This is a genomic window from Streptomyces sp. NPDC045026 (assembly GCF_056432625.1).
On record NZ_JBWKIS010000003.1, the window covers coordinates 602,051 to 626,261 of the forward strand.

Consider the following 24,211-nt stretch of genomic DNA (forward strand, 5'->3'; position numbering starts at 1 on the left):
GCGGCCCTGACCGCCCGCTTACCGTCGGCTGACCGCCGCTGACCGCATCGCTCTGCCTTCCTCGAACGCCTTCTCGTACGTCTCCGGAGCGAGCGCCGCACGGACCCGCTCCTCTACGGGGGCGACATCGGGGTCCCCGGCGAGCGCGCGCCCGCGCAGCCCCGCGCCGGCCCCCAGGAGGACCGCGGCCTCGCGTGGATCCTGCGTCACGGAGGCCAACGCCTCGGCCACATCGGCGAGTTCGAGGACGCGCGTGGGGCCGTCGCAGAGCGCGAGGCCCTGCTCGAACCAGTCGGCGGCCTCGTCGGGCCGGGACGCGGCGAGGGCGGCCCGGCCCAGGCCTATGAGGGTCCGCACGGTCTCGCCGACGCTGAACCAGTTCGCGGCGCACAGTTCGAGCGCCGCCTCGTAGTGCACGCGCGCGTGCTCCGCGTCCCCGCCGATCCGCGCCACATCGCCGAGCCCGCGCCGGGCGCTCGCCACCTTGTCGGGGGCGGCCGCCGTACGGGCCAGCGCGGCGGACCGGGTGAAGTGGTCGGCCGCGTCGGAGAGTTGGCCCTGATGGAGCAGGGCGTACGCGCGCCGGTGCAGCAGATCGGCGGTCTCCTCAGGCGCTTCGAGCGCGGCCACATGCGCGAGACCCTCGTCAAGCAGCGTGAGGGCCCGCTCCTGGTCGCCGCGCCAGTCCGCGAACATGCCCAGCGGATCAAGGCAGTTGGCCATGCCCCACCGGTCCCCGGTCGCCCGGAATCCCTCGAGCGCCCGCTCGAAATGCTCCTCCGACGTGACGGGGCGCCCCGCGAACCACTCCTGGAAACCCAGGCCGACATCGAGCAGCGCGAGCCCCCAGGGCTCCTCGCCGACCTGCCGGCGCACCCGCTCCTGCACGGCGTGCTGCGGCCCGTACGCCACCGACCACAGGACCACCACGAACGGCCGTCGCAGCGCGTGGTCCCGGGATGCGAGCACCGCCTCCGCGCGCGCCAGGCGCTCCGGTTCACGCGGGTCGTTGCCCTCGCCCGTGACCGTATTGATCACACACAGGACGTACTCCTCGGCAAGGTCCTGCGGCCACTCGTCCCCGAGCGCCGCGAACAGCTCGCGCGCCAGCGGCACATGCGCGCCGTGCAGCCCGCGCAGCCGCCAGAACCAGGACAGGTCCGCCATCAGCCGCAGCCCCGCGCGCGGGTCGGCGCGCACGAGATGGCGCAGGGCCGCCGACAGGTTGTCCTGCTCGGCCCCGAGCGCGGCCAGCCACGGCAGCTGCCCGCCACCGCGCAGATGCGGCTCCGCCTGCGCCGCCAGGCCCTGGAAGTACGCGGCGTGCGCGTCCCGCAGCCGCAACAGTTCGCCCTCGTCGGCCAGGTGCTCCGCGCAGAACGCGCGAATCGTCTGGAGCATCCGGTAGCGCCCGCCGGCCGCGTCCAGGAAGGACTTCTCCGTCAGCGAGGCCAACAGGTCCTCCGGGTACGGCACCCCGCACACGGCCTCGACCGCGGCCGGCGTCGCACCCCCGGACGCCCCTCCGGCGAACACGGCCATCCGCCGCGCGAGATCCCGCTCCTCCTCGTCGAGCAACTCCCAGCTCCACTCGACGACCGCGCGCAGCGTGCGGTGCCGGGGCGCCTTGGTGCGGTCGCCGCGGGACAGCAGCCGGAAGCGGTCGCCGAGGCGGGCGGCGAGTTCGTCGACGGTGAGCGTGCGCAGCCGGGCCGCGGCGAGTTCGATGGCCAGCGGCAGCCCGTCGAGGGCCTCGCAGATGCCGTGAACGGCCTCCACGCGCGCGTGCAGATCGGCATCGGGCCGTACGGCGGCCGCCCGGTCCATGAACAGGCGCGCGGCGGGACCTGCGGCGAGCGGGGGCACCGGGCACAGCGCCTCACCGGTGATGCCGAGCGACTCCCGGCTCGTGGCGAGGATCCGCAGCCCGGGGCACGCGCCGAGCAGCACGCCCGCGGTACGGGCCGCGTCGTCGACGAGGTGCTCGCAGTTGTCGAACACGAGCAGCAGCTCGCGCTCCTCCAGCGCGTCGATCAGCCGCTCGACCGGATCCCCCTGAGACCCACGGAACCCCTCACGCACCCCGAGCGCCGCGAGAAGCGCGTACGGCACCTGCTCGCCGTCGGCGAGGGGCGCCAGCTCGGCCCAGCAGACGTCGGCTCTGCCGCGCGCGGCCTCGGCCGCGAGCCGGGTCTTGCCCGCGCCGCCGGGACCGGTCAGCGTCACGAGCCGGGACCCGGCGAGCAGCGCGTCGATCCGCGAGAGTTCGCCGGTCCGCCCGACGAACCGGGTCAGCTGCGCGGGAACGCCTCTCCCGCGCGCGGGTTCCCTGCCCCGCAGGAGTTCCAGATGCAGCGCCGAGAGCTCCGCCGAGGGATCTGCCCCCAGCTCGTCGGCGAGAACGCGGCGCACCTCCTCGTACACGGCGAGCGCCTCCGCGGGCCGCCCGTCCGCGTGGAGGGCGCGCATCAGTTGACCGTAGAGGCGTTCGCTCAGGGGATGGTCGGCGATCAGCTCCCGCAGTTCGGGGACGAGGGCGCCACCCGAGCCCAGCGCGAGTTCCGCCTCGATGCGGGACTGGGCGGCGGTGAGCCTGGCCTCCTCGAGACGGCGGCCGAAGACGGCGGGGAGGTCGGCGAGCGCGCGACCGCGCCAGAGCCCGAGGGCCTCCCCCAGGAGTGCGGCCGCCCGGTCGGGGTCCCCGGTGGTGAGCGCCCGTTCGCCCTCGTCGGCCAGCCGCTCGAAACGGTGCACGTCCACGTCGTCCGGGCCGACGGCCAGCCGATAGCCGGCGGGGGTGGCCTCGATGTCCAGGGAGAGCCGTTTGCGTAGCCGTGAGATCTGCGACTGGAGCGCGTTCGCGGCGCCGGCCGGAGGTTTGTCCCCGTACAGACCGTCGATCAGGCGCTCCGCCGGGACGGTGCGGCCCGCCTCCAGGAGCAGCAGCGTCAGCAACGCGCGCGGACGCGGACCGCCGGGATCCAGCGGGGTGCCGTCGGGGGCGCGTACGTCGAGGGGGCCGAGGATGCCGAAGCACATTGGGCAGATTGTGGCAGCCGGGACTCTTCACGGCACGAAGAGCGCGGGCCTCTTCACGGCATAAAAAAGGACCGGTCCCCGAGGGGACCGGTCCTTCAAGCAACCAGCTAGGTGGCCGCGCTACGCGTTACGTCAGCGCGAGACCTTGCCGGCCTTGATGCACGAGGTGCAGACGTTGAGCCGCTTCGGCGTCCGCCCGACCACTGCACGCACACGCTGGATGTTCGGGTTCCAGCGACGGGACGTACGGCGGTGCGAGTGCGAAATGTTGTTGCCGAAGCTCGGCCCCTTGCCGCAGACGTCGCAGTTGGCAGCCACGGGTCACTCCAAGACTTCAGATGCACTTACGGTTGATCCCGGCATGCCGGGATCGGATCGGAGGATCTGAGTGGCGGTGCCAGGGGAAAGCCCGATGGATATCGGGCAACCGGAGCAGCATACAACGGCTGCTTCGGTTGAACGAAACTACCATGGTTGCCCCGGTCGCCGTCCCGGGCCCTCTTCCGGAGGGACCCCCTCCGGGGTCTACGCTGCGAGCCGGTTCGGCTGGTCTAGGAGGCGCAGGTGCCGCAGGTGCTCGACGTCCACGCGGTGCGCGCCTGGTGCGCACTGGCCCTGGAGGCGCTCGGGCGGGACCGCGAGGAGATCGACGCGATCAACGTCTATCCCGTCGCGGACGGGGACACAGGCACCAATCTGTACCTGACCGTCGAGTCCGCGGTGCAGGCCGTGGAAGCCGTCTTCGCGGGTCTCGAACCCGCGCCGCCCGCCCTGCCCGACGTCGTCCACGCGATGGCTCACGGAGCCCTGATAGGGGCCCGCGGAAACTCCGGAACGATCCTCGCCCAGCTCCTGCGCGGCATGGCCCAGGTCCTCGCGGGCGACCCCGACGGTGAGGGGGATCACAGCGAAAGCGCCGACGGGGACAGCCTGCGCCGCGCCCTGCGCCGGGCCGCCGAGTCCGCCAGGGAGGCCGTCGCGCACCCCGTGGAGGGCACGGTCCTGACGGTGGCCGCCGCCGCAGCGGACGCCGCCGACGGCCCCTCCGCAGACTGCGCTGACGTGGCCCGTGCTGCGTACGACGGTGCCCTTACGGCGCTCGACGCGACGCCGGGGCAGCTCGCGGTCCTGGGGCGCGCGGGCGTCGTGGACGCGGGCGGGCGCGGGCTCGTGGCCGTCCTCGGTGCCCTGACCGAGGCGCTCTCGGGCGATCCGGTGGAACCTGCGGGCGGCCGGGGCGTGCACCACGCGCGCGTGGCCGTCGACCAGCCCCTGGAGTGCGCCGACGGCGAAGGGCCCGCCTTCGAGGTCATCTACCTCCTGGAAGCCGACGACCAGGCCGTGGCACGGCTGCGGACCCGGCTCGACGGCCTCGGCGACTCCCTGGTCGTCGTCGGCGGCGACGGACTGTGGAACGTCCATGTGCACGTCGACGACGCGGGCGCCGCCGTCGAGGCGGGTGTCGAGGCCGGCCGGCCGTACCGCATCCGCATCACGCACTTCGCCGTGGGCGACGCCCATACGACGCACCCCGCGTCCGGCTCCGCACCGACCGGGGAACGTGCCCAGCGCGCGATCGTCGCCGTGGTCCCCGGAGAGGGCCTCGCCGGCCTGTACAGCGAGGCGGGCGCCACCGTCGTACCCGAACGGCCTGGCGAGGCACCGGGCAGCGGGGAACTGGTCGAGGCGATCCGGCGCGCGCACGCGCGTGAAGTGGTGCTCCTGCCGAACGACGCCGAACTGCGCCACACCGCCGCCGCCGCGGCCGAGCAGGCCCGCACCGAAGGCGTGCGCGTCGCCCTGATCCCCACCCGGTCCGCGGTCCAGGGCATCGCCGCGCTCGCCGTCCACGAGAAGGACCGGCGCTTCGACGAGGACGTCGTCGCGATGACGTCGGCGGCCGGCGCGACCCGCTACGCCGAACTGGCCGTCGCCGAGCGGCAGTCGTGGACGATGGCCGGCATCTGCCAGGCCGGGGACTTCCTCGGCCTCATCGACGGGGACGTCGCCGTGATCGGCGAAGAGGTGACCCGCACGGCCCGTACGACCCTCGACAGGATGCTTGCCGCGGGCGGCGAGATGGTCACCCTCGTCCTCGGCGACGACGTGCCCGACGAGGTCGCCGACCGGCTCGAACGACACGTACGCGAGACGTACCTGGCCGTCGACACCGTGGTCTACCGGGGCGGGCGGAACTCGGCGCTGATGCTGATCGGCGTGGAGTAGCCCCCGTGTAGTCCCCTTTGTCAGTGGCGTGGTGTGCAATGGATCTCGTGCCCGCGCTCGAAGAACCCCTGAAGAAGGTGATCGGTCCCGCCACCGCGAAGGTGACGGCCGAGCACCTAGGCCTGCACACGGTCGGTGACCTGCTTCACCACTACCCGCGCAGATACGCGGAGCGCGGCGAGCTCACGCGCCTCGCCGACCTGCCCCTCGACGAGCACGTCACCGTGGTCGCCCAGGTCGCGAGCGCCCGCATCCTCAGGTTCGGCGGCGGCAGCGGGCAGCGCCTCGAAGTCACCATCACCGACGGCAGCGGCCAGCTCCAGCTGGTCTTCTTCGGCCGCGGCATCCACAAGCCGCACAAGGACCTCCTGCCCGGCACACGCGCGATGTTCGCGGGCAAGGCCTCCGTCTTCAACCGCAAGATGCAGCTCGCACACCCGGCCTACGAGCTGCTGCGGGCCGACGCCCTGGATGCCGGCGAGGCCGACGAGGCGATCGGCTCCTGGGCCGGCGCGCTCATCCCGATCTACCCGGCCACCGCCAAGCTGGAGTCCTGGAAGATCGCCAAGGCCGTCGACATGGTGCTGCCCAGTGCCCAGGAGGCCCTCGACCCCCTGCCGGACTCCCTGCGTGAGGGCCGCGGTCTCGTCCCGCTGCCCGAGGCACTCCTGAAGATCCACCGTCCGCACACGAAGGCGGACATCGCCGACGCCCGCGCCCGCCTCAAGTGGGACGAGGCCTTCGTCCTCCAAGTCGCCCTCGCCCGGCGGAGGTTCGCCGACGCGCAGCTGCCCGCCGTGGCCCGCGTCCCCCGCCCGGACGGCCTGCTCACGGCGTTCGACGCGAAGCTCCCCTTCACCCTCACCGACGGCCAGCAGAAGGTCTCCAAGGAAATCTTCGACGGCCTCGCCACCGAACACCCGATGCACCGGCTGCTCCAGGGAGAGGTCGGCTCCGGGAAGACGATGGTCGCCCTGCGCGCCATGCTCGCCGTGGTCGACGCGGGCGGCCAGGCCGCGATGCTCGCCCCCACCGAGGTTCTCGCCCAGCAGCATCACCGCTCCATCACCGAGATGATGGGCGAGCTCGCCCAGGGCGGGATGCTCGGAGGCGCCGAGCACTCCACCAAGGTGGTCCTGCTCACCGGCTCCATGGGCGTCGCGGCCCGGCGCCAGGCCCTTCTCGACCTCGTCACGGGTGAAGCGGGCATCGTCATCGGGACGCACGCCCTGATCGAGGACAAGGTCCAGTTCCACGACCTGGGTCTGGTCGTCGTCGACGAGCAGCACCGCTTCGGCGTCGAGCAGCGCGACGCCCTGCGCGGCAAGGGCAAGCAGCCCCCGCACCTGCTGGTCATGACGGCCACCCCCATTCCCCGTACGGTCGCGATGACGGTCTTCGGTGACCTGGAGACGTCCGTCCTCGACCAGCTGCCCGCCGGGCGCTCGCCGATCGCCACCCATGTCGTGCCCGCCGCCGACAAGCCGCACTTCCTCGCGCGCGCCTGGGAGCGCGTACGCGAGGAAGTGGAGAACGGACATCAGGCGTACGTCGTCTGCCCCCGCATCGGCGACGAGGAGGAGCAGAGCGCGAAGAAGGGCAAGGGCGGCAAGGGGGCCAAGAAGGAGTCCGCCGAGGACGCGGCGGAGAAGCGGCCGCCGCTCGCCGTCCTGGACGTCGCCGAGGAGCTGGCGCACGGCGCCCTGCGGGGGCTGAAGGTGGAGGTTCTGCACGGCAGGATGCAGCCCGACGACAAGGACGCCGTGATGCGCCGCTTCGCCGCGGGTGAGACGGACGTCCTGGTCGCGACCACGGTCATCGAGGTCGGGGTGAACGTGCCGAACGCCACAGCCATGGTGATCATGGACGCCGACCGCTTCGGCGTCTCGCAGCTCCACCAGCTGCGCGGCCGCGTCGGCCGTGGCTCCGCGGCGGGCCTGTGCCTTCTCGTCAGCGAGATGCCGGAGGCCAGTCCGGCCCGCGCCCGCCTCGGTGCCGTCGCCGCCACGCTCGACGGTTTCGAGCTCTCCCGCATCGACCTGGAGCAGCGCCGCGAGGGCGACGTCCTCGGCCAGGCCCAGTCCGGCGTCCGCTCGTCCCTGCGCATGCTCGCCGTCATCGAGGACGAGGAGATCATCGCCGAGGCCCGCCAGGAGGCGACGGCCGTCGTCGCCTCCGACCCGGACCTGGAGAACCTGCCGGGGCTGCGCACGGCCCTGGACGCGCTCCTGGACGAGGAGCGTGAGCAGTACCTCGACAAGGGCTGACAAACTGGAGTTCCCAGTAAGTCCCTTCAGCCCGTCTCCACTCTCCACTCTCCACGAGGACTCAGATGACCCGCGTGATCGCCGGCCGGGCCGGCGGACGTCGCCTGTCCGTCCCGCCGGGCAACGGCACCCGCCCCACGTCCGACCGGGCGCGCGAGGCCCTCTTCTCGACCTGGCAGTCGCTGCTCGGCGGCGGCCCCCTGGACGGCGAGCGCGTGCTCGACCTGTACGGCGGCTCGGGCGCCGTGGGCCTGGAGGCGCTGTCGCGCGGCGCGGGGCACGCGCTCCTGGTGGAGGCCGACGCCCGCGCGGTCCGCACGATCCGCGAGAACGTGAAGTCCCTCGGCCTGCCCGGCGCCGAGGTCAGAGCGGGCAAAGCGGAACAGATCGTTCGGGGCCCGGCCCCCGCCACCCCGTACGACCTGGTCTTTCTCGACCCCCCGTATGTCGTCCCGGACGACGATCTTCGGGAGATTCTGCTCACACTCGCCTCTGGGGGCTGGCTCACGGACGAAGCGCTCGTCACCGTGGAGCGAAGCACCAGGGGCGGTGTTTTCCCGTGGCCAGAAGGATTTGAAGCACTGAGGTCCCGTCGCTACGGCGAGGGAACGTTTTGGTACGGTCGCGCCGCCCTGAAGAGCACCGTCACGTGCGAGGAAGCGCCGTGACCGGACCGGAGAGCGAGGGACTCACGTTGCGCCGCGCCGTCTGTCCGGGGTCGTTCGACCCCATCACCAATGGCCACCTCGACATCATCGGCCGAGCGTCCAAGCTGTACGACGTCGTGCACGTCGCGGTGATGATCAACCAGTCGAAGAAGGGTCTCTTCGAGATCGAGGAGCGGATCGAGCTGATCCGCGAGGTCACCGCCGAGTTCGGCAACGTCGAGGTCGAGTCCTTCCACGGGCTGCTCGTCGACTTCTGCAAGCAGCGCGACATCCCGGCCATCGTGAAGGGCCTGCGCGCCGTCAGCGACTTCGACTACGAGCTGCAGATGGCTCAGATGAACAACGGCCTCACGGGCGTGGAGACCCTCTTCGTCCCCACCAACCCGACGTACAGCTTCCTGTCCTCGTCCCTGGTGAAGGAGGTCGCGGCCTGGGGCGGCGACGTCTCCCACCTGGTGCCACCGGTGGTCTTCGAGGCGCTCACCCAGCGCCTCCCCAAGAAGTGACACCCGGGCGCCAGTTGGCCGTACAGTCGCCTTGTCCGTCTCCAACACCCCTGTAGAGAGTGGCGAGCACACGGTGGACGTGCAGAAGAAGCTCGACGAGATCGTCGCCGCGGTCGGCAATGCCCGGTCCATGCCCATGTCGGCCTCGTGCGTGGTCAATCGCGCCGACCTGCTCGCGATGCTCGAAGAGGTGCGCCAGGCGCTGCCCGGCTCCCTCGCGCAGGCCGAGGAGCTGATCGGCGGCCGCGAGCAGATGGTCGAGCAGGCCCGTCAGGAGGCCGAGCGGATCATCGAGACGGCGCACGCCGAGCGGGGTTCGCTGATCTCCGACACCGAGGTCGCGCGCCGCTCCCAGGGTGAAGGGGAGCGGATCCTCGCCGAGGCCCGCAGTGAGGCCGAGGAGATCCGTGCGGAGGCCGACGACTACGTCGACTCCAAGCTCGCCAACTTCGAGGTCGTCCTCACCAAGACCCTCGGCTCCGTGGGCCGCGGCCGCGAGAAGCTCCTCGGCACCGGCCCTGGCGTCGACGCCCAGGGCTACGTGGACCCGGAAGAGGACGACGCCCCCGAGCGCAGCCACGACCCCGAGACCCTGCGCCGCGACGCCGACTCGTACGTGGACGCGAAGCTCGGCGCTTTCGAGGCGGTTCTCGCCAAGACCCTGGAGGCGGTCGGCCGCGGCCGGCACACGCTCCAGGGCCGGGTCGCCAGCGACGAGCTCGGCATCCTCGGCGAGGACGGCACGGGCGGCCGGCACACCAGCGACGCCGACTACCTCGCCGGTCTCGCGGAGATCGGCAGCGCCCCCGCGGAGCCGGACCGGGAGATCCCCCGGGCCCCGCAGATCCCGGCCCAGCAGCCGGTGTACGCCCAGCAGCAGGACCCGCAGCAGGATCTGTACGGCTACCAGCAGCAGCCCTACGGCCAGCAGGACCCGTACGCCGTGTACCAGCAGGACCCCTACGCGTACCAGCAGCAGGACCCGTACGCGTACCAGCAGCACCAGCAGCAGGGCTACGACCAGGCTCAGGCGGGCTACGCGCAGCCGCAGGCGGCGCACGAGCCGGCGGCGCTCGACGAGACCAGCCTCTTCGACACGAGCATGATCAGCACGGAGCAGTTGAGGCAGTACGAACAGGGGCGCTGACGGACGGATTGGGCCGTGAGCGAAAGGTCCAGTATCCTGGCTCTTCGGTCGCGCGTACGTCCGCGATCACAGCTGCCCGGGAACGTTCGGGGCAGCAAAAACCCTTGAACAGCTCGAACGACTTGAGCATCGAAGACCGAAAGCAGGACCAGCCCTGAGTACGCACCTCGACCACCGCAACCCTCTCGTGTTCGATACGCACGAGCTGGGACGGCGTCCTGGTGCCCAGCAGCGGCTGACCCGCACGGTCGACGCCCCCAAGGACTTCGGTATCGAAGGGGTCATCGGAGTGCCGGAAGGCGCGCCGGTGGAGCTCGAGGTCCGTCTCGAGTCGGTCATGGAAGGGGTGCTTGTCACAGGCACCGCCCGTGCATCGGCCCAGGGGGAGTGCGTAAGGTGTCTGGAGCCGCTCGGCCTCGAGGTCGACGCGGACTTCCAGGAGATGTTCTCGTACCCTGACGCCGACGACCGGGGCCGCACCGCGGAACCGGCCGACGACGCCGAGGAAGACGAGGACAGGCTCTTTCTTGAGGACGGCATGTTCGACCTCGAGTCTGTGCTGCGTGATGCGGTGGTGCTCGCACTGCCGATGCAGCCGGTGTGCCAGGACGACTGCCCGGGTCTGTGCTCCCAGTGTGGAGCTCGGCTCGCGGACGATCCGGACCACCACCACGACGCCGTCGACATCCGTTGGGCGGCACTGCAGGGACTCGCCGGGACCATCCAGGACGGCGAGAAGGACGAGATGAGCGGCGCCGAAGCTGGCGTCGACGAGAAGCAGGAGAAGTAGCCGTGGCTGTTCCGAAGCGGAAGATGTCGCGCAGCAACACGCGCCACCGCCGGTCGCAGTGGAAGGCTGCGGTCCCCACCCTGGTTGCGTGCGAGCGCTGCCACGAGCCCAAGCTGCAGCACATCGCGTGCTCCGCTTGTGGCACTTACAACAAGCGCCAGGTCCTCGAGGTCTGAGCGGCTGGTGAGAGGCGCAATGTCTGAGTCGAACAAGACGGACAATGCCTCGTCCCACACGCTTCTGGAAGGGCGGCTCGGGTACAAGCTCGAGTCCGCCCTTCTGGTGCGTGCACTGACCCACCGTTCGTACGCGTACGAGAACGGCGGTCTTCCGACGAACGAGCGGCTCGAGTTCCTCGGGGACTCCGTGCTCGGTCTCGTCGTCACGGACACGCTGTACACCACCCACCCCGACCTGCCCGAAGGCCAGCTGGCCAAGTTGCGGGCCGCGGTGGTCAATTCGCGTGCACTTGCGGAGGTCAGCCGTGGGCTCGACCTGGGTTCCTTCATCCGGCTCGGCCGGGGCGAAGAGGGCACGGGCGGGCGGGACAAGGCGTCCATCCTCGCCGACACGCTTGAAGCGGTGATCGGCGCTGTCTATCTCGACCAGGGTCTGGACGCGGCGGGCGAACTCGTCCACCGTCTCTTCGATCCCCTGATCGAGAAGTCCTCGAATCTGGGTGCGGGCCTGGACTGGAAGACCAGTCTCCAGGAGCTCACCGCGACCGAGGGGCTCGGCGTTCCCGAGTACCTGGTCTCGGAGACGGGCCCCGATCACGAGAAGACCTTTACTGCTGCCGCCCGCGTCGGAGGCGTCTCGTACGGCACCGGCACCGGCCGCAGCAAGAAGGAAGCGGAGCAGCAGGCCGCTGAATCGGCATGGCGCGCGATTCGCGCGGCTGCCGACGAGCGCGCCGAGGCGGCGAAGACGGCTGACGCCGTCGAGGCCACCGCGGCAGCCGAGGGGAACGCCGACTCCTCCTCGGCGTCGGCCTGACGCCCCGCATCCGAACTGTCCGGTGCCGACCGTCCTGAGGACGGTCGGCACCGTTCGTTTCGCATCTGAGCCTCACAAGGAGAGACCGTGCCCGAGCTGCCCGAGGTCGAGGTCGTACGGCGCGGACTCGAGCGCTGGGTCGCCCACCGCACCGTCGCCGACGTCGAGGTCCTGCACCCGCGCGCCGTGCGCCGCCACATCGGGGGTGGCGAGGACTTCGCCAACCGCCTGAAGGGCCAGCGCATCGGCGTACCCGAGCGGCGCGGGAAATATCTGTGGCTGCCTCTGGAGCCGACGGGCGGCGCCGTCCTCGCGCACCTCGGGATGAGCGGACAGCTCCTGGTGCAGCCGGCCGAGGCGCCGGACGAGAAGCATCTGCGCATCCGCGTCCGCTTCGCCGACGACCTCGGTACGGAGCTGCGCTTCATCGACCAGCGCACCTTCGGCGGCCTCTCGCTGCACGAGACAGGTCCCGACGGGCTGCCGGACGTCATCGCGCACATCGCGCGCGACCCGCTGGACCCGAAGTTCGACGACGCCGCGTTCCACGAAGCACTGCGCAGGCGCCGTACGACCATCAAGCGCGCCCTGCTCGACCAGTCGCTGATCAGCGGCGTCGGCAACATCTACGCGGACGAGGCGCTGTGGCGCTCGAAGCTCCACTACGAGCGGCCGACCACCGGATTCACGCGCCCGCGCACTGCCGAACTCCTCGGCCACGTACGGGACGTGATGAACGCGGCCCTCGCCGTCGGCGGCACCAGCTTCGACAGCCTCTACGTGAATGTGAACGGCGAGTCCGGCTACTTCGACCGCTCGCTCGATGCCTACGGGCGCGAGGGTGAGCCGTGCCGGCGCTGCGGCACGATCATTCGCAGGCGCCCCTGGATGAACCGCTCCAGCTACTTCTGCCCGCGCTGTCAGCGCCCGCCGCGCCCTCCGGCCGCGTCGTAACGGGCGCGCGACCCGAGCACGTCGTCCATGCGCCCCTCGACGAACTGGATGAGAGCCAGGAGTCGTTCGGCGACCTCGCGTCCGAGCGGCGTCAGCTCGTAGTCCACGCGCGGCGGGTTCGTCGGCTGCGCCTCGCGGTGCACCAGACCGTCCCGCTCCAGCGCGTGCAGGGTCTGCGACAGCATCTTCTCGCTCACGCCGTCCACCCGGCGCCGCAGCTCGTTGAAGCGGAAGCTGCCCTCGTGCAGCGCCCCGAGCGTGAGCGCTCCCCAGCGGCCCGTCACGTGCTCGAGGGTGCCGCGGGACGGGCACTGCCGGGAGAACACGTCGTACGCGAGGTCGCTGTCGCTCGATTCCATGCGGCCAGCCTACTGCGGCACAGCGCCAACCTGTGGGGTGCGCTAACCGGTGGTTAGCGTGAGGAGAGGCGGGAAGGTGCCGGCTGGTGCGCGCTGGTCGGTCAGAAGTGTCGGAAGCGTCAGAAGCCGAAGAAGTGAGGGGCCGGGGCTCTGACCTGCGCCCCTGCGCTCGATCAACGCTGCGACCTGCGACTTAGCCGTCGACGGTTGTCAGTGTTGGCCATCGTTGAGCACCCTCGCACGGCCCAGAGACGGCACGCGGAACTCATCGACTCTTGCTCTCGCTCGGGTCCGCCTTCCTCTCGTAAGCCGCCAGCTCCTCGGCGGTTCCCACAAAGGCCGGGCCGCAGCCTGGTGGTAGTCGCTCGATGACCATGGCTACGGCGGCCTCAGCGCTGTCCGTTTCGGCGATTCGCGGGCTGCTGCGATGCGGTCCCTCGACGTAGTACCGGCCGTCCGTCAGAGTGCCGATGTAGGGGATATCCCAGGTGGGACGGAACCCCGTGCACCTGCTGAAGTGCAGCTCCCACATACCCGCCCACGGGCAGAGCTGACGGAGCTGCGGCTCGGCGTAGGCAACCTGCACCATCTTGGTGAACGGCCCCAGGAGCGGCGAGCCCCCCGGCCGGGTGTGATCCCCGGCGGTTGCCAGGATCTTGCGCCAGGCGGCTTCAACGATGTCGGTCACACTGCGATTGTGCACAGGTGAAAAGGGTCGGGGCCGTTGCGTTGAGTGGTGCCCGCTCGGCACCGTGATTCCCCGAGGTCCCCTCACGATCGGGCACGGGCACCTTCTGATCCGTAGCTCTATGCGGAACGGTCGGCGGTGGTCATACCGGTCGCGAGATGGCCACACGAGGACGCTAACGGACGTGATCGGTTGCTGAGGTTGCTGTACTTCGCTGCTGTACCGCAGTGAAGTCAGCCTGCACTACACGTGACTCGTGGTCGCCCTGCTCAGGGGCCACGACTGCCGGCCGGAACGGCAGGCTGCGCAGAACCCGACCAACACGCTTTCCAAGTCTGTTGGTCGGGATCTGGCGGTGGCCCGCTGTGGTTCACGCCCGTTCGCAACGACGCCAACGACACGATGCACGACGACGACACCGGGTTCCGCTGTGTGGCGACGACTGAGCAGATGGCCCCCCGCAAGCGGTGACGATTAGGGTGACCTGAACCTCATGTTTCACTCAACTGCCGCGACAGGAAAGCGAGTCGCTCCCTAGGGTCAGTTCCTGACGGTCGACGGGGGCCGCTTTCAGCGAGAGAAAAACGGGGAAACACGTGCGTCCAATACCCAAGATCGTCGCAGTCGGCTGCGCCGTCGCTGCACTTGCCGCTGCGGGTGCTGTACCCGCCAGTGCCGGGACAGTCCATCCGATGATCTGCCCGCCCGACCGGGGCTACGACTTCTCGGGCAGCCACACGTATTACAGGGACATGGAACCCCGTTCCGGCGGGGACAGCGGCACGACGATCAGCATCACCTTCCACAAGGGCAAGACGACGACGTCGACGGTCGGCGGGGCGGTCTCCGGCGAAGCCAAGGTGGTGTTCGTCAAGGCGTCGGCTGAGTTCGACTACCATTTTGCCTGGCAGTGGACGAACAGCTCCACCTACACGTGGTCGTGGAAGGTGCCGAACACGATGAGGCACGGTTACCTGCACGCCGGGGTGAAGGCCAGGTACACGAAGTGGAACTACAACCAAACTGAGCCCAACTGCAAGATCAAGGTGCTGCGCAAGGGATCGGCGCGGCTGGTCTACAACGGCCGCGAGACGTGGCACGGGAAAAGCTGATGCGCAGCGCAGGGATTGTTCTGCTGGTGGTGTCCGCCGGTGTGGTGTCCGGGTGCAGCGGCGGGAAGAGTACGCCGCCTTCGCCGAGTGCCTCGAAGGCAGCAGCGCTGGTGTCCGATCCGGAAAGTCCTGAGAAGGGCGCTAAGACACCGGGCCGGCTGGGTCCGGGGACGGTGAAGCTGCCCGTGGCTGCGGACCGGATTGCCGCATTGTCCGTGCGGTATGACTGTCTCGGTCCCTCAGGTGGTCTGAACGTCAGTAATGGGACAGCGCTGCGCGCCGGGATCGAAGTGTGTGACGACAGCGCCACCTACGGTGCCTCGATGAAGACGAAAGACCTGGATGGCCGGAAGTTCGGCGGTACGGTCAAGATCGAGGCCGACAAGCGGACGCGGTGGCGCGTTTCCGTCAGCATCACCGACAAGGATGGCGTCAAACAGACAGTCCATAGCTGAACTTGACTCTGCCGGGGATCTTGGAGTTGCCCGGCGCGTCGGCGTGACTGGTGGGCATGCTCGGGGTGTTGGCCGAATCGTCACACGGGTAACGCCCAACCAGCAGTCTTCAACAAGATCGTGCTACGAGCTCTAAGGCCCCTTTCCCGGGGCCGGTGGGCCATGCGTGGGCCAAGGTGCCCTCCGTGGGAGCCTAAACAGGCTCTGACCAGGGCATATGCCCTGCAAGCGTGACGCTCTTGAAAACCGTCGTGGCGCGAGTCACCGTGGGTTCAAATCCCATACCCACCGCCCAGGTTGAAGGCCCCTGACCAGGAACATCGGCCGGGGGCCTTCGTCATGCGCGTTGCCTGTTGGTGACCGCGATTCCCCGTGAGTTCCCTGTCTATCGGGCACGGATGGGGCACGGCCACACACGGGTTTTGAGGTTGGTCGTCATCCTTGTCAGGTCGATCACGGGGAGCCGTTGAGGTCGGTCAACCCGTCCCGTCCTTCGACTGACTGGGCACTGGGGTTCGGTGTCGATCGCCGCTGTTCGCGCACGTTGGTGTCAGACGGTGATGTCAGAAACAGGGGCGCTCTTGACAGGCTGCTAGATGCCTCGGACCTGGTCAGCGCTTCTGCCTGTAGCGGTGGGCGAGTTCTACGGCGACAATGGCGATCCCTGCGAGGAGTGCACTCGAGTACCAGCTGTCCGGGCTGCCGAGCCCCTGGGCAAGCAACCAGAACATCACGGTGACAACGATCCAGGCTATGGCCCAGACCAAGGGTTCCGGCACGACAGGGCGTGGGATCTTCACGGGGTGAGGCTACGTGCCGCCGGCCCCGCACCCGACCTCTTTCCCCAACCCACTTCTTCCCCAGCTCCCATCCCGTCCGCCGTCGACCCACACGTCTGTGGAGCGGGCGTGGTTCATGGCGTCCAGGTGGAGCGCGCCACTGTACGAACGACCTGGACGCCATGGGCCGCGTCTGCTCGGCTCTGCCTGGGTCGATGGTGGACGGGATGGGAGCCCACCACGCTCGCCACGATGTGCCCGCGGCCGGGAACGGCGCCCCCTCCCACCCGGTGCCGGCCGATCCCCCGCCGGAGGCATCGTCTGTGACCGCGGGCCGAAGCGCGTCGGGTGCTCGACTCATGACCTCCGGGCCTATCCACAGTGGGCGGGCGTCGGCGCAGCCGGGGCGGAGCGGGCCGAAGGCAGGAGCGGCGCCCCGAGCGGAGCCGGAAAGCCCGCCCGGCGGAGCGGAGCGCAGCCGGGTGCTTGATGAGGTAGAGAAACCTGTAACGGGCTACTTGATGAGGTAGAGAAACCTGTAACGGGCTACTTGGTCCGGCTGAGAGTGTCTAGGTGTTCGAGGTAGCTCCGGCCGGTGGCTTCGTCCGGGAAATCGCGGTTGACGACGGAAGCAAGTTCGCGGCTGACCAGCAACAACGACGGCAGTGATTGTCGATCGCCTTTGAGGGCCCACTCTCCGTAGTCCACGGCTTGTTCCAGGTCTCCACGCCGTGCGGCCACGACCCCGAGAGTGACCCGGGCTTCGGCCATCGCATGGGCTGCTTCTCCGCCCCGTCGAAGTCCGTGCCAGCACGGATTACCTCTTGGGCCAGCGTCTCAGCAATGGCGTTCTCGCCCAGCAGCCGGTAGCAGTCCATCGCGTAGTAGTCGAACTTCGCCGGATCCACTACGAAGTGATGATCAAGGTTCTCGGGGTATGGCATCCCCTCCAGCAGCTTCCGCCCCCGGTCTAGAGCAACCTCGGTCTTCCGGCGGTCCCCCAACCTCGCCCACCCCTTGGCCTCATGGGCCGCGAGTTGGACGGCAACGCCGTGATGCGGAGCAACTTCCGTCCCGGCCTGAGAGGCGGCCAAGATCCCGTGATAGTCCCCGGTCGTGAGGGCGAACCACGCACGCATCTCGTGGGCCCATCCTGCGGCTTCGGCGTTGTCGGCCTCGTTCGCCAGGGAGAGGACTGCGCGACGCGTGGTCTCAGCCGCAGCGCGATCGCCCATGTCGTACTCGACGCAGCCGACGAGCAAGGCCAGCCATGCGGAGATCGTCAGCACCTCGCGATGCTGGGCCAGCGTGAGCCGCTGAGACTGGAGGCCGGCCACGCGCTTGAGCCATTGCCGACCCTCAAAGGCGAGCTGAGCACTCGGCATGAACGGGTACTCAGAGCAGAGCCGATCGGCAGTGATCCTCAACGCGTCCAAGGTCGCATGGTCTACATCGGACGCCTGCATGCGGCTGAGGATCTCCATCGTCTCCATGCCGCTCGCCGCGATGATCTCAGCGTTGCCGTCGCGCCGACCAGCCACGGGGAAGATCGCGTGTGTCACGGTGCCGAAGGTGGCCGCGATGATCGGTTGGTAGAACTCGCTCGGCGTGACTTCGCCGGACTCCCAACGCTTCCACTGTCGGATCATGCTCGACCCGTCGGGCAGCCTCTTGGGGGAGTGCGCTCGAAGCGCTGCCACGGCTTCTGCCTGCGTCCACTGGCGTGCCTCGCGTTCGGCGGCGATGCGGCGTGCCCACGCGGGTCGTTCCTCGCTCATGTGGTGCCCTCCCGTCGGGGTGCGTGCTTTGAGTCTTGCACTTCACGGGCCCATGACATGGGGGGTGACAGGGGGTTGTCCCCGCAGCTGTCCCCTAATGACACCCCCTGTGTCACTGGTTAAGCGATCACGCTGTGCGCATGGTGGATCACATGTCAGGCGCTGCCCGTGTGATCGGCTCGCTTCTCCAACTCGGCCACTCGGGCAGCAAGTTGCTGGATCTCGGAGTGGATAGCGTTGATCTCTTCCCGACTGACTTCGCCGGTGGGCCCGCCCTCACTGTTACTGAGCGTCGACAACTGCACGAAGTACCCGCGCGTGGGAACGGACGTGATCAGCCCTTCATCAATGAGGAGCTGGAGCGCGTTGCCCACGGTCACGGTAGTGACGTTGAAGCGCTCAGCCAGGGCCCGCAATGACGCCAACTTGCCGCCATTCGGCATGGCTTTGATCTCCGGGCGCAGCGCGTCAGCGATCTGCACCTTCTTGGGCCTGAGGTCGTCGTCGGCAACGGTCACGAGTCGAGCGTATCGACTAGGGCGAATTAGTACACCCTATGCCGCCAGAGTCTTGTGATCTAGCTTGCTATATAGCAAGCTATGTCATGCAACCAACGGCCGTGTAACCCGGGGGCGGCGCCCTACCGCCAAGCAAGCCGCCGCCCCCTTCGTCCCCGAAGGGAAGCACCATGATGCCTGCGACCATGACCGCTTCGCACCTCGCGCCCATGCTGCCTCCGACAAAGCCGGTTTCGACTTCGGACTTGTCGAATGGTGAGCGGGCCGTAGCGCTTTACGCCTCGGACATGCCCACTGGGTACCGCTTCCGCCGGGGTGATGACGCCACCGTGCTGGCCTGGATCATCCAGGGCGCAACCCGGATGGATCTGTCGGAGCTGTACCGGTCGGCCGCGTTCCTCTACGGCTTCCAGTTGCTGCGGCTGGCTGGCATGGCCACCGGTGAGCAGACACGGGCTCACCAGCTCCGCTTCCCGAACGCCGCACGACTGCGCCGCGCTGAAGGCCTCGCCTCCCTCACCGTCGGCATCGCTGAGATGAGCGATGCGGCTCGCGAGCGTGGCCTTCGACCCCAGGTCGAGGGCACCTGTGCCTGTGCCGGTACCGGCTGGGTCGAGGTCTGCTACGACCCCGGCGACCCGACATCGGTCGCCTCCGAGAACTGCGCCGGGCACAACCCCAACGGCCACATGCCGACCCCGGTGGGGGTGTTCGCGTGACGGTCTTTCCCGTCGCCCCGGAGGCCGTGGCCGGTGCTGCGGCCTCTATGGGCACTGACGCGCTCACCCTGGCGGATCTGCTCCGGGTGGCCAACAATCCAGGCTTCGACCGCTGGCAGGAGCAGGTCCGCCGTACCGGCGGCTGCTCGAACCCGATCCACCTGATCGGCTCGACCGTCACCCGGGATGCCAAGACCGGCGGCATCCTCTACGCCTACAGCACCGACCAGGAACCAGGAGGACGGCTCCGGGTGGCCTGCGGCAACCGCCGTGCCTCCCAGTGCCCTTCGTGTGCCTGGACCTACGCCGGGGACACCTACCACCTGATCCGTGCCGGGATCACGGGTGGCAAGTCCGTGCCCGCCACGGTCCAGGATCACCCGCGGGTCTTCGCGACCCTGACGGCGCCGTCGTTCGGGCCGGTCCACAACCGCCCGGCCAAGGGCCGATGCCGCTGCGGGAGCCCCCACCCCGACGATGATCCGGCGCTCGGTACGGCGCTCGATCCCGCCTCGTACGACTACGCCGGGGCGGTGCTGTGGAACAACCACGCCGGGGACCTGTGGCGCCGGTTCACGATCTACCTGCGCCGCGAGATCGCGACCCGTGCGGGCCTGACCCAATCCGCTCTGCAGGAGGTCTGCCGGGTCTCCTTCGGCAAGGTCGCTGAGTTCCAAAAGCGCGGCGCGATCCACTTTCACGCGGTGGTCCGCTTCGACGGTCCCGACGGCCCGGATTCGGCTCCGCCCGCCTGGGCCAGCCTCGCGCTCCTGGACGACGCGATCCGCGCGGCAGCTGCTCGGGTCTCGGTCCCGGTCGACTCGGCCGGCGCTTTCCCGGCCCGCACTCTGGCGTGGGGAACACAGATCGACGTGCAGCCGATCGGCGCCCTCGGGCACGAGGAACTGACCGAAGCGGCCGTTGCCTCCTACGTGGCCAAGTACGCCACCAAGGCCGCCGAGACCACCGGCACCGTGGACCGCCGGATCGGGGAACTCTCCGAACTCGACAAGGTGCAGCACTTGCCCGCGCACACGCGGCGCCTGATCGAAGCGTGCTGGGACCTGGACAAGGCGTACCCGGAGCGGATGCTGGCGCGCTGGGCTCACATGCTCGGCTTCCGCGGGCACTTCTCCACCAAGTCCCGCCGCTACTCCACCACCCTCGGCGCCCTGCGCCAGGTCCGCGCCGACTACCGCGCCCGCCAGGACCGCCAGGAGCGCGGCTACTCCGAGGACCTCGACGACTCGGAGGGGTCCACACTCGTGCTCGCCCACTGGACCTACGCCGGGCACGGCCACACCCCTGGTGAGTCCTGGCTCGCCGCCTCGATCGCCCGCGAGATTCGCGACAATCGCGAGCTGGCCCGTGAAGCCCGCGCCGACCTGCCCGACCTCGATGACATGGAGGTGTGGGCATGAAGCGTCCGCTGCCTGAGCGCTACCTGACCCCGGTCGACCTGGCGGACCTCCTCGGCGTCCCGGTCGAGACCGTCTACCAGTGGCGCCGCAAGCACACCGGACCGCGTGGCTTCCGCGTCGGCCGTCACCTCCGCTTCGACCCCGAGGACGTACGCGCCTGGGTCCAGTCCCAGATGGAAGAGGCTGCCTGATGGCCGGGCACATCCAAGACCGCTGGTACAAGGCCGAACCCGGACCCGACGGGAAGCCCGTACGTGCCAAGACCGACCGCTACGGCGTTGGCATGCGCTACCGCGCCCGATACGTCGGCCCGGATGGTACGGAGAGGTCCAAGTCCTTCCCGGACAAGCAGAAGCGCATGGCCGAGACGTGGCTGTCCAACATTGAGGCCGACATGTCTCGTGGCGACTACATCGCTCCTGAGGCAGGCAAGGTCACCTTCGAGCAGTACGCCACCACATGGATGGCGACGCAGATGACGGACCCCGCGACCCGCGAGTCTGTCGAGATGCGACTACGGGTCCATGTCCTCCCGCACATCGGTAAGCGGCCCATCGGCTCCTTCAACCCGACGCACCTTCGCCTCTGGATGCGGACCCTGGAGGACGCGGGCCTTTCACCTGCCTACCGGCGTGGGATCTTCGCGCACGTCTCGACGGTCTTCACGGCCGCAGTTGAAGACCGTGTCATCCGCGCGAACCCGTGCAGCGCGCGGTCGATCAAGGCTCCTCGCCTTGATCCGCGCAAGGTCAAGCCGTGGTCCGTTGAGCGCGTCAAGGCTGTTCAGGCTGCTCTGCCTGAGAGGTATCGAGCCTTGGTGGACCCCGCTGCCGGATGCGGCCTTCGTCAGGGGGAGGTATTCGGTCTCGCAGTTGAGGACGTGGACTTCCTCGGAGGCGTCGTGCACGTGGTCCGGCAGGTGAAGTTGCTCCGCAACCGGCCTGTGTTTGCCCCGCCCAAAGGGGGCAAGGAACGGGATGTTCCCCTGCCCGAGTCCATCGCCTTCGCGTTGGCCGGCCACCTGAAGCGCTTGCCCGCGGCGAACGTGACGTTGCCCTGGAAGACGTTGGATGGGCCGCCAGTCACCGCGGCGCTGATCTTCCGGAGCCCTGAGGGTCACTCCCTGAACCGCAACCGGTTCAACGATCGACAGTGGAGGCCTGCTCTACGCGCTGCTGGTGTGGCTGCGGGACGGGATAAAGGGATGCACGCGCTGAGGCACTTCTACGCCTCGGTGCTCCTGGACGCGGGGGAGAGTGTCAAAGCTCTGAGTGAATACCTGGGCCACCACGACCCCGGCTTTACGTTGCGGACCTACACGCACCTGATGCCATCGAGCGAGACCCGTACGCGAGCCGCTGTCGATGCCGCCTGGGCCGCCACGGCTACCAATGACGGCCCTGAGACGGCCCAAGAGGGCTCATAGGTCGTTGACCTGCGGAAATCTCAGAAGCCGAAGTCCTGGGTCCACCACGGTCCGCCCGACCCGAAGTGCACACCGACACCCAGGGTCGTGTAGTCGCAGTTGAGGATGTTCGCGCGGTGGCCGGGGCTGTTCATCCAGGAGTCCATGACGGACTGGGCGTTGGCCTGGCCGCGGGCTATGTTCTCGCCGCCCAGGTCCGTAATGCCGGCCTTCTTCGCGCGGTCCCAGGGCGTGGCGCCGTCCGGGTCGGTGTGGTCGAAGAAGCCGCGCGCCGCCATGTCCTCGCTGAAGTTCCCGGCGAGGGCGGCGAGGCCGCCGTCGGCGGTCACCGGTCGGCAGCCGGCCTTGGCCCGCTCCGTGTTGACCAGAGCGAGCACCTGGGCCTCGGCCGACGCCTCCCCGGACGGGGCCTTCAGGTTCGGAGCCGCCACCGGGGGCTTCGCCTTCGTGGTGGCGGTCTTCGGCGGGGTCGTGGGCGAGGTCTTCGTGCTGCCGGAACCGGAACTGTCGGACTTGCTCGGCGACGGTGTCTTCGACGCTGTCTTCGACGGGGTCGAAGACGGCTTCGCCGAAGATTGTGAGGGTGAAGCGGAGGGGTCCGAGCGCTTCGCGCCGCGGCTCGCGGAGGACGGGGCACGGTCGGCGCTGCCGTCCGTGCCGCCCTGCGTCTCGAGCCCCGAGGGGGAGTCGGCGGCGCGCACCTTGTCGGCGCCGTTGCCGCCGCCCAGCGAGTAGTTGTCCATGCCGGGGATCACCCCGGAGGCCACCGCGACGGCGCCCATCGCCACGGCGGCGGAGACCCCGAGGAGCCCCGTCCGCACCGGCCTGGCGGCGCGCTTCCTACGGCGGTGCGAGTTGTGGCCCGGGGTGCCGGCGGGCGTGTACGCGGTCTCGGGTGCGGCCAGGTAGGGGTTGTCGACGTCCCGGCCCGGGGCGCCGTTCGCCGTGGCGCGCGGGCCTGTGCCGTAGGGGGCGGCGAACCCGTACGGGGCGTAGATCTCCTCGTGCGAGCCGTCGTACGCGCCGGTCTGCCTGGTCGGCACGGTCTCGTACGTACCGTCGTGCCCGGCGTACGAACCGGCCGCGCTGTCCGTGGCGCGGCCGGCGTCGGCGCGTCGGTGGCGTCCCATCCTGTGGCCTTCCTCGTCCTCGCTGTGGGTAATGCGACTCACCCGTACGAGTGAGCCGCATTGGTCCGGGACGGTACCCCACGGCGGAAGGGGGCGAAGTGCTCCGAGTGCAATTGGCCGGTTAGCGTGCCCCTATGAACGAAGACGTACGCATCACCGCCTGGGTGCGCGGACGCGTCCAACGTGTGGGTTTTCGCTGGTTCACGCGGGCGAAGGCTCTTGAGATCGGCGGCCTGAGTGGCTTTGCTCTCAATCTGGACGACGGTCGGGTCCAGGTCGTCGCGGAGGGGTCACGCGAGGGCTGTCAGGGTCTTCTCGACTGGCTCCGCGACGGCGACACACCCGGGAAGGTCGACGGAGTCACCGAGATCTGGGACGCCCCGCGCGGCGGATACGCCGACTTCGCCATTCGCTGAGAAGGACACGCAGGCCAGGCCCTTGAGAGGCGTTCATGGCATGCCCCCGGCAACTGCGCGGGGCATGAATGACCTGGTGGTTGCCAATAAGCGCTTGTCGTGGCAGGCTCGCGAAGTAAGGATGATCTCCACGCCCTCAGGGGCCCGAAGTGAGGCCGCGCCGAAGATTTCACGGCGCAGTGCCCCCGGGCTTACCCGCCAATACGGGGCGTGATCGTGTTGACCGTCAAACTTTTTGGTGAGACTCTGGAAGCCCCGCGCACCTTAGCTGTTTGGCATGTATGAACGGCAGCAAGACAACGAGTGCCAGGCACCGCGGGTGCGATTCCCTCACGACCCACACCGCTTCGGTCGGTCACTCATTGTGGAGGACCATCCATCATGGCAAAGGCGCTTCTCGGTTACGTCGGCGGTTCCGACCCGCGACTCCTCGCCGAGATGCGACGGCTCCAGCAGCGCGTCCAGGACCTTGAGTCCGAACTCGTTCGGATCCAGTCCGAGAACGACGCGCTCGCGGCTGCCGCTTCTCACGAATCGCTCCTCGAGAGCATCGACGTACCCCAGGCGGAGCCTGCGCTCACCTGACCACATCCCGCACACGACACCAGTGGTCAAGCAGCCCTTTCATCAAGCCGCTTGATCAGATTGCTCAGATCTGCAAGGGACGCTTCTGCGTCCCTTCATTCTGAATTTCCGCTCCCCGTGAGCCGCCCCGTGCCGCGCTCCCTCGAATGCCTCGTCAATGCTCCGCGCGTCGACGTCTTTCTTTAACGTCTGATGTGCCCTGCACTTTCCTGGGCGAAACCGCGGGTTCATG

General features: G+C 69.1%; 24 protein-coding genes and 1 pseudogene. 17 read left to right on the forward strand and 8 right to left on the reverse strand.

The annotated features are described in order from the left end of the window. Positions 1–18 precede the first annotated feature (18 nt). A complete protein-coding gene (locus AC07EJ_RS10100) occupies positions 19–3,039 on the reverse strand; it encodes an AfsR/SARP family transcriptional regulator (protein ID WP_478884034.1) in 3,021 nt (1,006 codons plus the stop codon). A gap of 132 nt (positions 3,040–3,171) precedes the next feature. Next, the gene (gene rpmB / locus AC07EJ_RS10105; RefSeq protein WP_003951095.1) at positions 3,172–3,357 is read right to left on the reverse strand and encodes a 50S ribosomal protein L28; all 186 of its coding nucleotides are present in this window, start codon (positions 3,355–3,357) and stop codon (positions 3,172–3,174) included. Positions 3,358–3,603: 246 nt separating this feature from the next. On the opposite strand from rpmB, the gene AC07EJ_RS10110 reads away from it, so the two are divergent. The 9 genes and pseudogenes from AC07EJ_RS10110 (at position 3,604) to mutM (ending at position 12,593) form a co-directional block, all read left to right on the forward strand. Further along, positions 3,604–5,265 (forward strand): DAK2 domain-containing protein, encoded by a 1,662-nt coding sequence (locus AC07EJ_RS10110; RefSeq protein WP_478884035.1) that lies wholly within the window; start codon positions 3,604–3,606, stop codon positions 5,263–5,265. A 38-nt stretch (positions 5,266–5,303) separates the two neighbouring features. Further along, positions 5,304–7,532, forward strand: a complete 2,229-nt coding sequence (recG, locus tag AC07EJ_RS10115; protein WP_478884036.1) for an ATP-dependent DNA helicase RecG — start codon at positions 5,304–5,306, stop codon at positions 7,530–7,532. Positions 7,533–7,591: 59 nt separating this feature from the next. Beyond that, positions 7,592–8,200 (forward strand): annotated as a pseudogene (rsmD, locus tag AC07EJ_RS10120) (16S rRNA (guanine(966)-N(2))-methyltransferase RsmD); the annotation flags it as partial. Positions 8,201–8,226: 26 nt separating this feature from the next. After that, the gene (gene coaD / locus AC07EJ_RS10125; RefSeq protein ID WP_199841845.1) at positions 8,227–8,706 is read left to right on the forward strand and encodes a pantetheine-phosphate adenylyltransferase; all 480 of its coding nucleotides are present in this window, start codon (positions 8,227–8,229) and stop codon (positions 8,704–8,706) included. Between the two features lie 73 nt (positions 8,707–8,779). Further along, positions 8,780–9,853 (forward strand): ATP synthase F0 subunit B, encoded by a 1,074-nt coding sequence (locus AC07EJ_RS10130; RefSeq protein ID WP_389485870.1) that lies wholly within the window; start codon positions 8,780–8,782, stop codon positions 9,851–9,853. Between the two features lie 154 nt (positions 9,854–10,007). Further along, the gene (locus AC07EJ_RS10135) at positions 10,008–10,643 is read left to right on the forward strand and encodes a YceD family protein (RefSeq protein ID WP_362904913.1); all 636 of its coding nucleotides are present in this window, start codon (positions 10,008–10,010) and stop codon (positions 10,641–10,643) included. A 2-nt stretch (positions 10,644–10,645) separates the two neighbouring features. Then, positions 10,646–10,819 (forward strand): 50S ribosomal protein L32, encoded by a 174-nt coding sequence (rpmF, locus tag AC07EJ_RS10140; protein WP_362904793.1) that lies wholly within the window; start codon positions 10,646–10,648, stop codon positions 10,817–10,819. A 19-nt stretch (positions 10,820–10,838) separates the two neighbouring features. Continuing rightward, a complete protein-coding gene (rnc, locus tag AC07EJ_RS10145; RefSeq protein WP_362904795.1) occupies positions 10,839–11,639 on the forward strand; it encodes a ribonuclease III in 801 nt (266 codons plus the stop codon). Positions 11,640–11,726: 87 nt separating this feature from the next. After that, complete coding sequence (gene mutM, locus AC07EJ_RS10150) at positions 11,727–12,593, forward strand: bifunctional DNA-formamidopyrimidine glycosylase/DNA-(apurinic or apyrimidinic site) lyase (RefSeq protein WP_389485769.1); 867 nt, start codon at positions 11,727–11,729, stop codon at positions 12,591–12,593. Here the strand turns inward: mutM and AC07EJ_RS10155 are convergent. Then, a complete protein-coding gene (locus AC07EJ_RS10155) occupies positions 12,560–12,952 on the reverse strand; it encodes a winged helix-turn-helix transcriptional regulator (protein ID WP_389485767.1) in 393 nt (130 codons plus the stop codon). The two genes, mutM and AC07EJ_RS10155, sit on opposite strands and share 34 nt — an antisense overlap. A 265-nt stretch (positions 12,953–13,217) precedes the next feature. Next, positions 13,218–13,640: a DUF6193 family natural product biosynthesis protein gene (locus tag AC07EJ_RS10160; RefSeq protein ID WP_478884037.1), complete on the reverse strand. Its 423-nt coding sequence runs from the start codon at positions 13,638–13,640 to the stop codon at positions 13,218–13,220. Between the two features lie 596 nt (positions 13,641–14,236). On the opposite strand from AC07EJ_RS10160, the gene AC07EJ_RS10165 reads away from it, so the two are divergent. Beyond that, positions 14,237–14,752, forward strand: a complete 516-nt coding sequence (locus tag AC07EJ_RS10165) for a hypothetical protein (RefSeq protein ID WP_383889838.1) — start codon at positions 14,237–14,239, stop codon at positions 14,750–14,752. Then, positions 14,734–15,207, forward strand: a complete 474-nt coding sequence (locus AC07EJ_RS10170) for a hypothetical protein (RefSeq protein WP_478884038.1) — start codon at positions 14,734–14,736, stop codon at positions 15,205–15,207. The genes AC07EJ_RS10165 and AC07EJ_RS10170 overlap by 19 nt, the downstream gene beginning before the upstream one ends. Positions 15,208–15,818: 611 nt before the next feature. Here the strand turns inward: AC07EJ_RS10170 and AC07EJ_RS10175 are convergent. From AC07EJ_RS10175 to AC07EJ_RS10185, 3 genes are all read right to left on the reverse strand, one after another. Continuing rightward, positions 15,819–16,007 (reverse strand): hypothetical protein, encoded by a 189-nt coding sequence (locus AC07EJ_RS10175; RefSeq protein ID WP_382640789.1) that lies wholly within the window; start codon positions 16,005–16,007, stop codon positions 15,819–15,821. A gap of 548 nt (positions 16,008–16,555) precedes the next feature. Further along, positions 16,556–17,764: a helix-turn-helix domain-containing protein gene (locus AC07EJ_RS10180; RefSeq protein ID WP_478884039.1), complete on the reverse strand. Its 1,209-nt coding sequence runs from the start codon at positions 17,762–17,764 to the stop codon at positions 16,556–16,558. Positions 17,765–17,919: 155 nt separating this feature from the next. Beyond that, the gene (locus AC07EJ_RS10185; RefSeq protein WP_389485759.1) at positions 17,920–18,282 is read right to left on the reverse strand and encodes a GntR family transcriptional regulator; all 363 of its coding nucleotides are present in this window, start codon (positions 18,280–18,282) and stop codon (positions 17,920–17,922) included. A gap of 287 nt (positions 18,283–18,569) precedes the next feature. On the opposite strand from AC07EJ_RS10185, the gene AC07EJ_RS10190 reads away from it, so the two are divergent. The 4 genes from AC07EJ_RS10190 to AC07EJ_RS10205 are packed head-to-tail and all read left to right on the forward strand — an operon-like array spanning position 18,570 to position 21,848. Further along, positions 18,570–19,001 carry a hypothetical protein gene (locus AC07EJ_RS10190; protein ID WP_389485756.1) on the forward strand — a complete coding sequence of 144 codons (432 nt, stop codon included), beginning with the start codon at positions 18,570–18,572 and terminating at the stop codon, positions 18,999–19,001. Positions 19,002–19,048: 47 nt separating this feature from the next. Further along, positions 19,049–20,422 carry a replication initiator protein RepSA gene (gene repSA / locus AC07EJ_RS10195; RefSeq protein WP_478884055.1) on the forward strand — a complete coding sequence of 458 codons (1,374 nt, stop codon included), beginning with the start codon at positions 19,049–19,051 and terminating at the stop codon, positions 20,420–20,422. Next, positions 20,419–20,613 (forward strand): helix-turn-helix transcriptional regulator, encoded by a 195-nt coding sequence (locus AC07EJ_RS10200; RefSeq protein ID WP_389485753.1) that lies wholly within the window; start codon positions 20,419–20,421, stop codon positions 20,611–20,613. Before repSA ends, AC07EJ_RS10200 begins: the two co-directional genes overlap by 4 nt. Further along, positions 20,613–21,848, forward strand: a complete 1,236-nt coding sequence (locus AC07EJ_RS10205) for a tyrosine-type recombinase/integrase (RefSeq protein ID WP_389485750.1) — start codon at positions 20,613–20,615, stop codon at positions 21,846–21,848. The genes AC07EJ_RS10200 and AC07EJ_RS10205 overlap by 1 nt, the downstream gene beginning before the upstream one ends. 20 nt (positions 21,849–21,868) lie before the next feature. Here the strand turns inward: AC07EJ_RS10205 and AC07EJ_RS10210 are convergent, their stop codons facing one another. Next, entirely contained in the window at positions 21,869–22,978 is a 1,110-nt protein-coding gene (locus tag AC07EJ_RS10210) for a CAP domain-containing protein (RefSeq protein WP_389485748.1), read from the reverse strand. A gap of 134 nt (positions 22,979–23,112) precedes the next feature. On the opposite strand from AC07EJ_RS10210, the gene AC07EJ_RS10215 reads away from it, so the two are divergent. Beyond that, positions 23,113–23,394 (forward strand): acylphosphatase, encoded by a 282-nt coding sequence (locus AC07EJ_RS10215; RefSeq protein ID WP_389485746.1) that lies wholly within the window; start codon positions 23,113–23,115, stop codon positions 23,392–23,394. A 381-nt stretch (positions 23,395–23,775) separates the two neighbouring features. Then, entirely contained in the window at positions 23,776–23,979 is a 204-nt protein-coding gene (locus AC07EJ_RS10220; protein ID WP_116509408.1) for a hypothetical protein, read from the forward strand. Positions 23,980–24,211 lie beyond the last annotated feature (232 nt).